General features: G+C 38.3%; 14 protein-coding genes. 8 read left to right on the forward strand and 6 right to left on the reverse strand.

Annotated features, from left to right (window positions below):
* Positions 1-125: 125 nt before the first annotated feature.
* The 4 genes from FD29_RS08970 to FD29_RS08985 all read right to left on the reverse strand — a co-directional run bounded on the left by FD29_RS08970 (position 126) and on the right by FD29_RS08985 (position 4,173).
* Positions 126-779: a nitroreductase gene (locus FD29_RS08970; RefSeq protein WP_057888601.1), complete on the reverse strand. Its 654-nt coding sequence runs from the start codon at positions 777-779 to the stop codon at positions 126-128.
* Between the two features lie 328 nt (positions 780-1,107).
* A complete protein-coding gene (locus FD29_RS08975) occupies positions 1,108-2,511 on the reverse strand; it encodes an APC family permease (RefSeq protein ID WP_057888602.1) in 1,404 nt (467 codons plus the stop codon).
* A gap of 201 nt (positions 2,512-2,712) precedes the next feature.
* Entirely contained in the window at positions 2,713-3,171 is a 459-nt protein-coding gene (locus FD29_RS08980) for a nitroreductase family protein (RefSeq protein WP_057888603.1), read from the reverse strand.
* 69 nt (positions 3,172-3,240) lie between these two features.
* Positions 3,241-4,173 carry a helix-turn-helix transcriptional regulator gene (locus FD29_RS08985; RefSeq protein WP_057888604.1) on the reverse strand — a complete coding sequence of 311 codons (933 nt, stop codon included), beginning with the start codon at positions 4,171-4,173 and terminating at the stop codon, positions 3,241-3,243.
* Between the two features lie 95 nt (positions 4,174-4,268).
* On the opposite strand from FD29_RS08985, the gene FD29_RS08990 reads away from it, so the two are divergent.
* The 4 genes from FD29_RS08990 (at position 4,269) to FD29_RS09005 (ending at position 7,053) form a co-directional block, all read left to right on the forward strand.
* Positions 4,269-4,916 carry an FMN-dependent NADH-azoreductase gene (locus FD29_RS08990; RefSeq protein WP_057888605.1) on the forward strand — a complete coding sequence of 216 codons (648 nt, stop codon included), beginning with the start codon at positions 4,269-4,271 and terminating at the stop codon, positions 4,914-4,916.
* A gap of 71 nt (positions 4,917-4,987) precedes the next feature.
* Positions 4,988-5,224: a cytochrome b5 domain-containing protein gene (locus FD29_RS08995; protein WP_057888606.1), complete on the forward strand. Its 237-nt coding sequence runs from the start codon at positions 4,988-4,990 to the stop codon at positions 5,222-5,224.
* Positions 5,225-5,403: 179 nt separating this feature from the next.
* On the forward strand, positions 5,404-6,444 hold the full coding sequence (locus tag FD29_RS09000; protein WP_057888607.1) for a zinc-dependent alcohol dehydrogenase family protein: 1,041 nt from the start codon (positions 5,404-5,406) through the stop codon (positions 6,442-6,444).
* 12 nt (positions 6,445-6,456) lie between these two features.
* Entirely contained in the window at positions 6,457-7,053 is a 597-nt protein-coding gene (locus tag FD29_RS09005; RefSeq protein ID WP_057888608.1) for an NAD(P)H-binding protein, read from the forward strand.
* 171 nt (positions 7,054-7,224) lie between these two features.
* On the opposite strand, the gene FD29_RS09010 is transcribed toward FD29_RS09005, so the two are convergent.
* Entirely contained in the window at positions 7,225-7,437 is a 213-nt protein-coding gene (locus FD29_RS09010) for a hypothetical protein (protein WP_057888609.1), read from the reverse strand.
* Positions 7,438-7,518: 81 nt separating this feature from the next.
* Here FD29_RS09010 and FD29_RS09015 point away from each other — a divergent pair, with 81 nt between their 5' ends.
* The 3 genes from FD29_RS09015 (at position 7,519) to FD29_RS09025 (ending at position 11,800) form a co-directional block, all read left to right on the forward strand.
* Positions 7,519-8,400 (forward strand): LysR family transcriptional regulator, encoded by an 882-nt coding sequence (locus FD29_RS09015; protein WP_057888610.1) that lies wholly within the window; start codon positions 7,519-7,521, stop codon positions 8,398-8,400.
* A 19-nt stretch (positions 8,401-8,419) separates the two neighbouring features.
* Entirely contained in the window at positions 8,420-8,902 is a 483-nt protein-coding gene (locus FD29_RS09020; protein ID WP_057888611.1) for a GNAT family N-acetyltransferase, read from the forward strand.
* Positions 8,903-9,268: 366 nt separating this feature from the next.
* On the forward strand, positions 9,269-11,800 hold the full coding sequence (locus FD29_RS09025; protein ID WP_057888612.1) for a M1 family metallopeptidase: 2,532 nt from the start codon (positions 9,269-9,271) through the stop codon (positions 11,798-11,800).
* A 57-nt stretch (positions 11,801-11,857) separates the two neighbouring features.
* On the opposite strand, the gene FD29_RS09030 is transcribed toward FD29_RS09025, so the two are convergent.
* Entirely contained in the window at positions 11,858-12,088 is a 231-nt protein-coding gene (locus tag FD29_RS09030; protein ID WP_057888613.1) for a helix-turn-helix transcriptional regulator, read from the reverse strand.
* A gap of 173 nt (positions 12,089-12,261) precedes the next feature.
* On the opposite strand from FD29_RS09030, the gene FD29_RS09035 reads away from it, so the two are divergent.
* Complete coding sequence (locus tag FD29_RS09035) at positions 12,262-12,531, forward strand: hypothetical protein (protein WP_057888614.1); 270 nt, start codon at positions 12,262-12,264, stop codon at positions 12,529-12,531.
* Positions 12,532-13,258 lie beyond the last annotated feature (727 nt).

Raw genomic sequence — 13,258 nt, forward strand, 5'->3', positions numbered from 1 at the left:
AGTTAGAGACAGACAAGCTTAGAGACAATTTGAACTGCAATTGGCTCTAAGTTGCTCTCACAGCGTTCCAGCAATCCACCAGAATTTCATGGAAGACGGCAGTGAACAACTAACTAACTAACCAATCAATTGAATTTCAAAATATCGTCAACATCAACACGTTTAGAACGGAACCCATTAATGTGGGTATCTTTGGCATAGCCCAGAGAAATCCCAACCGCCAAGGTTTCGTCATCAGGAATCTGCAAAGCATTACGAACTGCCGCGGGATAACGAACGCTATTGTAAGTAGGAATCGTGTCTAAACCTTGGTCTTTGGCAGCTAACATCAGTGTCTGAGCAAAAGCGCCCAGATCGAATACTGACCATGCGGATGAATTTTTTGGAATCGTCAAATAGAGAATGGTTGGGGCGTAATTTAAGGCATCGCTGGCAGCAGTCATAGTCGCGTGAGCTTCATCGAAATTTTCGAAATAATGGACGATTTCATGGCGCCATTGTTTCATATTGGCCTGAGTTTCTTCGCTCCAATCTTCACGATGCAAGGTAGGAAAATCGGGATCAGCTTTTTTGCCGGCTGTTTCATTTTCGAGAAACTTAGTTTTGATAGCTTGTAATGATTGTCCTTGAGCCACGTAAACTTTCCAAGGCTGCGAGTTGACCCATGAAGGGGCCTGTTGCGCTAATTGAACGATATTCTTGATTGTCTGAGGAGAAACTTTCTTGTCACTGAAATCACGAACTGAGTGTCGAGCTTGAACTACTTTTTTAAAATCCAAAATATTGACCTAACTTTCTTTTTCATAATTACTTTTATTTTCCATGTAATGATTGAATTATTCAAACAAAAGCGGCTGCAAGGTTAAATTGTGTTTAATCAAAAATACCACTGGTTTCATACAATTATTTAGATATATTAATAGGCCACCCAAAATAATAAAACTGGATGGCCTATTTTAGTATTGTTGTAAATAAATATCGAATCATTGGATCTAAAATATTAACACTACTAATGTAAAACAATTCGTAGAATTGGTTCGAAGTCGCTCTCACAGCGTTCCAGCAATCCACCGGGATTTCATGGAAGACGGCAGTGAACAATCAAACTTAATCTTTATTTTGTAATTTTGAATGATTGATTCCATAAACAAAGTAGAAAATAATACCCAGAATCAACCAAATTGAAACAGAGATCTTCGTTAGATTAGGCAACATGACGATAAAGTAAACACTGAATAGTCCGGCCAAAATAGGCAAGAATGAATAGAGCGGCATTTTGAACCCGGTGTTCTTGATGTCTTTGCGACGGCGAAGTGGAATAACTCCAAAGGAAATAAAGGCAAAGGCCAACAAGGTACCAGCGTTGATCAATGAGGCTAGTTGCGTCAATGGAACTAAGCCAGCAAAGAATGTTTGGATAATTGTGGCGATAATGATGGCGTTGGTTGGTACGGCGTGTTTGGAGTTAACTTTACCCAGGAACTTAGGCAACAATCCGTCACGTCCGAGCGCATAAACTAGTCGGGAGCCACCGAAGAACATAGTGACCATAGCTGTAAAGATACCGATCAAGGCACCTAAAGTGATGATTTTATTCCATCCGCCCAAGTGGATCACTTTCAAAGCATAGGCAGCTGGGTCATCAACATTTAGTTGTGTGTAATTCACGATACCAGTTAAAACGAACGAAAAAGCGACGTATAAAACTATGGCAACAATAACAGTACCGATGATTCCTTTAACGACGTTTTTGCCGGGTTCGATCGTTTCAGCCGAATTGGCAGCTAAAGCATCAAAACCGATGAAGGCAAAGAAGACTGTCGCTGCAGCGGTAGAAATCCCCCCGAGACCAAATGGCGTTGAGTGGAATTTAGCTGGATAGAAGGGTACATAATTGGCAGTTTTGATATAGAACATTCCTACCAAAACAAACAAAATGATGATGGCAACTTTGACTACAACGGCGATATTTTCAATCCGTTTTGACAAATTTACTCCTTGGAAAATAATAAAAGCCACAATCAAGACGATCAAACTGGCAGTCAAATTGATGACGCCACCTTCCATGGGACCAGCTTGCAGTGCTTTAGGTAAATAAATTCCAAAGGCAGCCAAGATATTGTCATTGAAATATGAAGCAAAACCAGTTGCTTCAGCGGAAACGGCCAAGAAATATTCCAAAATCAAGGCCCAACCTAACAGCCAACCGATAAATTCTCCGTAGATGACTGATCCGAATGAATAGGCTGAACCGGCAACTGGCATTGCAGAAGAAAATTCAGCGTAGGCCATACCGACCATTCCGGAAACTAAGGCAGCCACTAAAAAGGCAATAACTACTGCTGGACCGGCGTGTAAAGCAGCTTCGTGGCCGGGTAAAATGAAGATACCAGTTCCGATAACGGCACCGATACCTAAAGCAACTAAATCTTTAGCGCGTAAAGTTCTCACTAGATGAGAGTCGGCTTTGACGTAGTTTGCGACACTTTCTTTCTTAAAAATATTTTTCATAAATCCCCCTATATATCTATAAAAATTATTTCCATTTTCTGAAAAGTTAAATGAAAAAGCACTTCTCATTATCACTTAAATAATAATTAATCTCAATACAAAATTTAATTTAATTATAGTTTTTATAAGAAATTTTAATTTGCAATAAAAAAGCCATCTAGTTTTCCTAGATGACTTGTATATCTGAATAATTAAAACTGTTTACTTTACGATATTAGTTTTGATTCTATCTAAAGGAACTTCTCGGGGAGTGAACTTTTCAGAAGTTTGGCCCAAAGTGATAGCGAAAAGTGGTTGGAAACCATCTGGAATGACGCCGACAGGAATTGAACTTAGGCAAGCCATGTTGTAGTTGGCACCTAGTCCTTGGTCTTCGGCAGCCAATTCCATACCGTGAACCATTGTCCCAGCGGAATTTCCAGTCATCAAATCGGCACTCTTGCCTGAAACGACGATAACAGTTGGAGCATCATAAATGCCATTTAATTGTGATAGGATCTCTGGTTTTTGGATAACCGTCAACCGATAATTTTCAAATTCACCCATTCCAGCTGAACCGGCGTTGGCAGCTACTAAGATTTGTTGCAATTGCTCATCGGTGATTTGACCAGAATATTGACGAATGGCGCGACGTGACTTGATCATAGTAAAAGTTTCCATAATTGAAAGACCTCCATATTTAACGAATAACTAAATAATAGCTCATTTTGAATACGCTTGCATAAATGATTAATAATTATCGATAATTTGTTGCAATTCTTTCAAATAAGCTTGTTTCAAAGCTTCAGGGTAGATGATTTTGACATTTTTACCCATAGCAATCAAGTATTGGATCATGTAGTCGAACTCATCATGATTGTAGCCACCGGACATAATTATTTCGCCGTTTGTTTCGTGAAGCTGCATGTTAGGATAGTTATTTTTTTGGAATAATTCCTTGCCCAAAGGTGTCAGTGTACATTTGAAGGGAATGTCGTGATAGTTATCTTCATAGTTTTGCTTTAATTGGTATAGTTGTTCGTGATTGAGTGTTTTTTGCGTAGTCGTGATCAGAGCACACTGTTCAATTTTGTCGCAACGATAGGTTCCCCAACGTTTTTCAGTCAGATCATAAGCATCGCAAAACCAAATGCCGTGGCGGTAAAGCAGATTGTAAACTTGAAGCCGTTGCTGTTTTTGGGCAAATTGATGGTAAGTTATTTCAATGACTTTTTCTTCCAAAATGGATTGCAAAATTAAATTTAAAAAGTTAGGTGCCGAGATCGAAGGGACCTTGTAATAATTGACGTCACGTTGCAATTTGGCGACATAGGTTTGTTGGTCCTGTGGCAAAGTGGCTAATAATTTGTCATAGATGTGCTTGTATGATTTCTCGAAGGGGGTAGCGGACAATAGACTCAAAGCGTTGATAGCAAAGAAGATAGCATTGACTTCTTCGAGATTAAAAGTGATTGGAATCAGCAATTTTTGTTTGAGCAGATGGAATCCGCCGTAACGGCCTTTTTCGACATAAAACGCCATGCCCATATTTTCCAATTCCGAAATATCCCGCAGAGCAGTGCGTTTGGAAATATTGAATTCAGTCATTAGATCTTTGATTTGAAAAGATTCTTTTGTACCTAAAAAGATCAGTTCTTGATTTAGACGTTCAGCTTTATTCATTTTGTGCCTCGAATTTATTTAAAGGTGCCATTAGTTGTCACTTATTAATTGTAAACTAGGTTTATTCAGAAATAAACTTAAAGGGAGTATTTAAAATGACTACATTAATCATCAACGCACAACCGGATTTTCGCAACGAAGCTCACTACTCAATGAAATTACAGAATCGTTTCTTGGAAAAGTTCCAAACAATGTTTCCAAATGAGAAGGTTGATCTTTTGAATCTTTATGAAGAAACTATTCCCCAACTAAAGACGGATGAATTATTAGGTATTTGGGAGAAACAAGCTAATAATATTGAATTAACTGCTAAAGAAGCTGAGTTATATCAAGTCAACCAACGCTTGTTGGAACAATTCAAATCACACCACCGGATCGTGATCGTTTCGCCACTGCATAATTTCAATGTCACTTCCAAAATGAAAGACTATATTGATAATATTTTGGTAGCTCACGAGACTTTCAAATATACTCCGGAAGGCTCGGTTGGTTTGATGACGGACAATTACAAAGTTATGTTATTGCAAGCTAGCGGTTCGATTTACACCAACAACGACCGCTACACACCATTGGAATTCTCAAGAATGTATTTGCAAGGAATTTTTGAAGAACTGATGGGCTTTGACAAATTTTCGATCGTTCGGGCGCAAGGTTTACAAACTCAAGGAGTTGATCCAGAAAAGGCCTTGCAACAGGCTTATAATGATTTGGATATTGAATTCGACAAATTTTATAAGGCTTAAAAATTTAATTATTGGTCATAAACATGCCATAATATAGGCAAATATAATTTTGGAAAAGTGAGGTTGATTTAATGGCAGACAAACAATTTACACTTGAGGAATTAAAAGAATTCAATGGCGAAAATGGCAAACCAGCTTATGTTGCAATCGATGGGGTCGTTTATGATGTATCTGATGTAGAACCTTGGCAAGGCGGCAAGCATCACGGCAATGTTGCTGGCAAGGATTTATCAGACGCTATCATGCAATCGCCACATAAACATTCAGTTTTAGCCAAATTAAATGAAGTTGGCAAGTTGGCTGAGTAAAGATATCAATATTTAGATAGGGTCATCTAGGAAACTAGATGGCTTTTTTGATTGATAAGTTTTACTTATTGATAACTTAGATATTTGCAATTGGTCTAATTAGAAATTGCAGGTATTATAAGTCTCGTAAATTATTGAAGGAAATGAATATAATAATAAATTTAAGGAGAAAGTTAATTATGAAAGCAGCTACTTTTATCGAACCAGGAAAAATGGAAATCAGAGAATATGACAAACCAGAAATCCAAAAACCAACTGACGCAATCATAAAAATTGTACGTGCGTGTGTCTGTGGATCAGATCTTTGGTGGTATCGTGGAATTTCCAAACGAGAATCTGGTTCAACCGTTGGACATGAGGCTATCGGAATTATTGAATCAGTCGGTTCAGAAGTTAAAGATGTTAAAGTTGGCGACTTTGTAATTGCTCCATTTACACATGGTTGTGGTCATTGTGCTGCCTGTTTAGCTGGCTTTGACGGTGACTGTTTGAACCAAGAAGCTGGTGGCAATGGTGGCTATCAAGGAGAATACTTGCGATTTACTAATGCCAATTGGGCTTTAGTGAAGATTCTTGGTCAACCAGAAGACTACTCAGATGATATGTTGAACAATCTTTTGACTTTGGCAGATGTTATGGCAACTGGTTTCCATGCTGCAACTAGTGCAGAAGTTAAGAAAGGCGATACAGTCGTAGTTATGGGTGACGGTGCAGTCGGTTTGTGCGGAGTGATCTCTGCCAAATTACTTGGCGCCAAACGGATTATTGCTATGAGTCGTCATGAAGATAGACAAAAATTAGCTAAGGAATTTGGAGCAACTGATATTATTGCTGAACGTGGTGACGAAGCTGTGGCTAAAGTTATGGAATTAACTGGAACAGGTGCTGACGCCGTGCTTGAATGTGTTGGAACTGAACAATCAGTTGATACGGCTGTTAAAGTTGGTCGCCCTGGTGCTGTCGTTGGCCGTGTCGGTGTACCACAAAAAGCTGAAATGAATACTAACAACTTGTTCTGGAAAAATATTGGTCTACGTGGTGGAATTGCTTCAGTAACATCAGATGATAAGAAAATCCTATTAGATGCTGTTTTGTCAGGTAAGATCAATCCTGGAAAAGTCTTCACTAAGAGATTCCAATTGGATGACATTCAAGCTGCTTATGAAGCTATGGACAAGCGTGAAGCTATCAAATCATTGTTGATTGTTAGCGAAAAGTAAGAGGATAAAATTATGACAAATGTATTGATTATTGGTGCCACTGGTACGATTGGTGGCGCTGTTCGGCAAACTTTATTGAAAGAAACTGATAACAGACTTACTTTATTTGCCAGAAGTGCTAGTCGTCTTAATGTCAGTGACCGTGAAACTGTCGTCGCTGGGGATGTTACGAAAGATAGTGATTTGGATAAGGCGATGAAAGGTCAAGATGCCGTCTTTGTAGCTTTGAGTGGTCCATTAGATCAGTTTGCCAAAAGAATTGTTGCAGCAATGGATCGTAACAATGTCTCTCGCTTGTTGTTCATTACTTCAATGGGAATCTACAACGAAATTCCGGCATCCGTTGGTAGCAATGGTAATTTGAGTAGTAATGGCGTACTTCGTCCTTACCGTGAAGCCGCTGATGTCATTGAAGCTTCAGATTTGAATTATACTGTGATCCGTCCTGGCTGGTTTACAAATGGCCCAGTCAATTACGAAATTACGCGTAAAGGCGAACCATTCGGCGGTCATGATGTTTCTATTAGTTCTATTGCTGATTTTGTTGAGAAAGCTATCGCTGATGATACGTACTATTCGCATGATAGTGTTGGTTTGAATGCAAAATAATTAGAAATTGAAAAGCAGTCCTATTTTTGAAGTTCGGATATTTTTTACTTCCCGTGCTAATTGGTTTCTTTGATTGTTTAGATTGGTTATTTCAAAGAGATTTAAATGCTAATGATTATATGTTTTTTAAATATTGTATTAAGAAAATAGATCATCCGATTGGGGGATGATCTATTTTTTTGGAGCCTTGATCAAATGAAAGTAAATATAGTCAAAGGCAGTTAATAACAAAGAAATTGTAAATAACCAGCCGATTAGACCGGTAGGATGAGTGAAGTCGATGGTGATGTGGTTGAGACTGTGATAAATAGCAACGTGTTTGATGACGGCAGCTAAAGTTAAGGCCCACATAACGGTTACTAATCTAGAAGTAAGTTTACGCATGAATTTTCCCCCATATATAATTCAATTAAAACACTTACGGAATTGCTATAATATAAAGAAAAATAATTTGAGGCAAAGTTTATGTTTCAACAGATGCAATATTTTATCGCAATCGTCAAAAATCACAGTTTTACGCAAGCAGCAGTTGAATGCAATATTTCCCAATCGGCTATTTCCCAGCAAATGAAAGAATTGGAAAGTAATCTGGGAGTTAAATTATTGAATCGTAAAGGTCGTAGTTTTGAAGTTACTGAAGCAGGGCGATATTTTTATACGCACAGCCAAGATATCTTGGCAGACCTTAGGCAATTAATCAAAAATACGCAAAAAATCGAAAAGAACGACGAAATAGAATTGCATATTGGCTACTTACGGAGCTTTGGTACAAGTGAATTTCTTCAAGCTGTTTCACAATTTACGAAGGACTATCCAAAGGTTAAAATCAAAATCAACAGTGGTACGCATGAGGAACTTTATGAGTTGTTGCGAACTGGTCAGATCGATTTGAATTTTTCCGACCAGCGTCGAGCACTGTCCAATGAATATCAAAATGAGTTTCTGACCGACAGTGAATTTATGGTGGCAGTCAATAAAACTCTGCCAGTGGGAACTGAGAGGATTGATATTGCCGAATTAGCAGATGTTCCTTGTATTCTAATTGTTGATGATGATCAACAAGCAACTGAGGAGAGTTATTATCGAGAAATTCTCGGCGTTAAAGGGGAATTTGTTTTAGCAAAAAATTACGATGAAGCTCAAATGTTGATTGCGTCTAATCAGGGATATTTGATTATCAACCAACGTACCCAAAAACAACTCGATCAAAATATCGTTAAGATGATTCCACTGGTTAAAGGTGATCGTAAATTGGTGCAGAAATATTATGCATACTGGAAGGCTGACAATTCGGGCTATTATATTGAAATTTTTGCGGAACTGTTGAAGAAAAGTTTTGCAAGATAATGAGACAATGAGGATAAGAATGGAAATAACTAATGTAACGATGGCAGATTTGCCAGAAATATTAAGAATCGAACGTCTAGGATTTACCGCTGAAGAAGCCGGTACCGAAGCACAATATCGAGATCGAATTGGGAAAATAGCTGATACTTTCTTAGTTGTCAAAATTGACAAGAAGGTCGTGGGGGTTGTAGTGGGACCAGCGACTAAAGAAGAGTATGTAGAAGATTGGATGTACGAAAACACGCCTAAGAACCTGCCAACCGGAGGGCATCAAATCATCTTTACGATTGCAATAGATCCAGAATATCGTGGTCATCATATCGGTAGCCAATTGTTAGATGCTATGGAGCAACTTTCTCGAAAGAATCAACGCGAGAGTATCTCGTTAACAAGTTTGGAGCGAAATGTACCATTTTATTTGAAGAATGGTTTTGAAAATAAAGGTGTAGCTGATTCCGACCATGCTGATGAAACTTGGTACAATTTGGTCAAAACGTTGTAAGGCGTATGATCCTGTTTAGGTATATAAGTCATCTAGGAAAGCTGGATGGCTTTTTTATGCAACAAGAAATGATTTAGTCTGGAATGAAATTTCGGTAGATGCTCAGCCGTGGAAGTCTCTTGGTTGGCGTACTTTGCCAGCTTAGAGACAGACAAGCTTAGAGACAATTTGAACTGTAATTGGCTCTAAGTTGCTCTCACAGCGTTCCAGCATCTACCGAAATTTTATGGAAGACGGCAGTGAACAACCAAACTTAGCCGATTCAGCAACTTTTTTATTTAATGAGTTCCCTTTTTATTGAAACTCCTGTAACGTAAAGATTATAATAAATTAGAAATATATTAAAAATCAATTAGAGGGGTACTTATGACTGAAATAAAACGTTTTTATGATACGTTCCAACCAAAGCACTACGATGTCTTCATCGATATCGACCGTGCAACTAAGAAAATCTCTGGTACAACTAAGATCAATGGTGATGCCAAAGACAAAACTATTTCTATCAACCAAAAATTCCTAGAAATCGATTCCGTCCAAGCTGACGACCAAGATGTACCTTTCACAGTTGACGACAAGCATGAAGGAATCCACATTGACTTAGGTCAAGCGGGTGAAACTACTTTGGCAATTTCATACCATGCTAAATTGACTGACTCAATGATGGGTATTTATCCTTCATATTATGAAGTGAATGGTGAAAAGAAACAAATCATCGGTACACAATTCGAAACAACGTTTGCTCGTCAAGCTTTCCCATGTGTGGATGAACCTGAAGCTAAGGCTAAATTTGACCTTGCTATCAAGTTTGATGAACAACCTGGCGAAACAATTATCGCTAACATGCCTGAAATCCGTGAAGAAGATGGCGTTCACTACTTCGATACAACTGTTAGAATGTCTACTTACTTGATTGCCTTCGCCTTTGGTGACCTACAATCTAAGAAGACTAAGACTAATAGTGGCGTTGAAGTTGGGGTCTTTGCTACTAAAGCTCACAAGGCTAACGAATTGGACTTTGCTTTGGATATCGCTAAACGTGCCATTGAATTTTATGAAGACTTCTATCAAACTCCATATCCACTACCACATTCATGGCAATTGGCACTTCCTGACTTCTCAGCTGGTGCGATGGAAAACTGGGGTCTAGTAACTTATCGTGAAGCTTACTTGATGGTTGACCCTGACAATACAGCACTTGATACTAAACAACTTGTTGCCACAGTTATTACTCACGAATTGGCTCACCAATGGTTCGGTGATTTGGTCACAATGAAGTGGTGGGACAACCTCTGGCTAAACGAAAGTTTTGCCAACATGATGGAATACGTTGCAGTCGATGCCATTGAACCCGATTGGCACGTTTGGGAAATGTTCCAAACATCAGATGTTCCCGCAGCATTGCAACGTGATGCCACTGACGGCGTTCAATCAGTCCACGTTCAAGTTAATGATCCAGCTGAAATTGATGCCTTGTTCGATTCTGCTATCGTTTATGCTAAAGGTGCCAGAATGTTAGTCATGGTTCGTGCCTTATTAGGTGACGAAAACATGCGTAAAGGTTTGAAAGCTTACTTCGCTGCTCACCAATACGGCAATGCTGAAGGTGATGACCTTTGGAACGCCTTGGGTGATGCTTCTGGTATCGAAGTTGGTAAGATCATGCACTCATGGTTGGAGCAACCAGGTTATCCAGTTGTCAAAGCCTCAGTTGTTGATGGCAAGTTGACATTGTCACAACAACAATTCTTTATCGGTGATGGTAAGGATGAAGGCCGTCTATGGCAAATTCCTTTGAACAGCAATTATGATGTTGCTCCACAAATCATGGCTGATCAAACAATTACTTTGGGCGACTACGATCAATTACGTCAAGATGCTGGCAAGCCATTCCGTTTGAATGTTGGCAATAATTCACACTTTATCGTTAAATATGACGATGCTTTGTTGAAAGATATCTTAGACAATATCGATGACGTTGATGCCATTTCTCAACTTGGTATTTTACAAGACTTACGTCTCTTAGCCGATGCACGTGAAATCTCATATGCTTCAATCGTGCCATTATTAACTGGTTTTGCAGAAAGTCACTCAAACGTTGTCAACGCTGCCTTATACCGTGTGGCTAACAACTTGAAGAAATTTGTTAAACCTGGTTCTACTGAAGAAAAGAACCTCCAAGCTCTCTATGAAAAATTGAGTGCTAAACAAGTTGCTCGTTTGGGCTGGACATCAAAGAAGGGCGAATCAAACGATGATCAATTGACACGTCCATATGTCTTGAGTGCCGCTTTGTATGCTGAAAATTCTAAGGCCATCACTGATGCTCACGACTTGTTCACTGCCAATAAAGCTAACTTGGCTGCTTTGCCAGCTGACATTCGTCTCTTCGTTTTGAGAAATGAAGTTAAGAACTACGGCAGTACTGAATTGTTCGATACTTTGTTGAATGAATACCGTAAGAGCTACGATCCAAGTTACAAAGCTGACGTTTGTGCCGCTGTAACTAGCGTTCGTAAGTCAGAATTGATCACTAAGTTGATTCGTCAATTCGAAGATGCTGAAACAGTTAAACCACAAGACTTGCGTGCCTGGTATCGTGGTGCTTTAGCTAACGACGAAGCTCAACAAGCTGCTTGGGATTGGATCAGAAACGACTGGTCATGGCTAGAAGATACTGTTGGTGGCGATATGGAATTTGCAACTTACATCACAGTAACTGCTAATATCTTCCACACACCAGAACGTTTGGCTGAATTCAAAGCCTTCTTTGAACCAAAGATCAACACACCTGGCTTGACTCGTGAAATCAAGATGGACATTAAGATCATCGAAACTAATGTCAGTTTGATTGAAGACGAAAAGGCTGCAGTTAATAAAGCTATTGCTGAAAACAAATAATTTATATTAAAAAAATAATCTCTCTTAAAATACATTTTTGTATTTTAAGGGAGATTTTTATTTTGAGTCAATCTTAAATGATTTGTCGTCTTTGTTTTCATCATAGAAAAAGACTTCCAAAGGAATATCGTAAGCATCGTGAAGCAAGATCATATCCCGTTGAGTAAAACCAAGATTCTCAAATTTACGACGGATAGTTGAAATCGATTTGCCAAGTAATTTGGCAACGTCTGGTTGGCGAACGTCTTTTAGAACTAAATAAGCTTTTAAATATTTGTTGCTATACATATTGTACGTCTCCATAGAATTTCACATTTTTAGGTGTTTAATTGAGTATTCTATCCTTTATAAGGGATAGATTAATCTTAATCTTTGTTTTATTACTTTTCAATGTTGTTTTTGAATGAGTTCATGTGTAAAGTTAAAGTATCACATATGAAAGAATGGAGCTAATTCAACCAATGGCCACAATTGGAAAATATCTAAAGACAAAACGTTTCTTCAAAGAGTTAACTATGCGACAAGTTGTCAGCATAGCGAAATCCGATTATAACTTTTCAACTTCTACTTCGGTGATAAGTTCGATTGAAATGGATAAAAACAGAGCTATCGATGGAGAGCTGTTGATGGTTTTATCGGACATGTATGGATTCGATATGAACGAATTAAAAGAGCTTACTTTAAAGAATTTAAAAAATAACGGCCGGAAAGGACGATCATCATCCAAATAATTCCTTGAGTCTTCAGAATATTTCTGAGGACTTTTTTTATAAAAAATAACAATAAATAAATATATGTAAATAAACTTAATAATAACATAAAACGAAAAATACCCCACAGTCATATGACCGTGAGGCATTTAACGTCGAAATTATAAAAAACTTGAAGATCCTAGCATATGAGGGCTAACTGTCTTCAAGTTCTTATGAATTTCATATACTACTATCATTTGCTACGGTTATCAAATGATAAGCTCAACACAAAAGACCCAAAGAAATATAGCTGAGGGCTAAATACTTTTTTGGGCCTTTATGTAATTCACCACTTAGGATACCTTATTTTTGTAGTTGTTTAGTATACGAATCGTCAGTAAGGGGATGAGCTCTTAATTTTTGACTTAATAAAAAATCATCTCCGATTCCAAGTAGGGGAATCAAAGATGATTTTACGTTAATGTTCGAAAATTAATCGGCTTGCTCCACTCTCTAACTAAAACGAGTTACACAAACCAATTTCCTGCGGCTTGTTCCACTCTCTAACTGAAACGAGTTACACAAGCTAGATTCCTGTGCATTGCTACGGCTTAAAAATCATCCACCAAAATCGGGTGGCTAATTTCCAAGTCTAGGCAATTGCTCGGAATCTAACCGGCTTGTTCCACTCTCTAGTTATTGTCACCAAAGATTCCTACGATTAGTCAAGTGGATATATAGAAAATGAGAGTATTCTAAACAGTAC

The organism is Companilactobacillus mindensis DSM 14500, from assembly GCF_001434275.1.
GTDB classification, from domain to species: domain Bacteria; phylum Bacillota; class Bacilli; order Lactobacillales; family Lactobacillaceae; genus Companilactobacillus; species Companilactobacillus mindensis.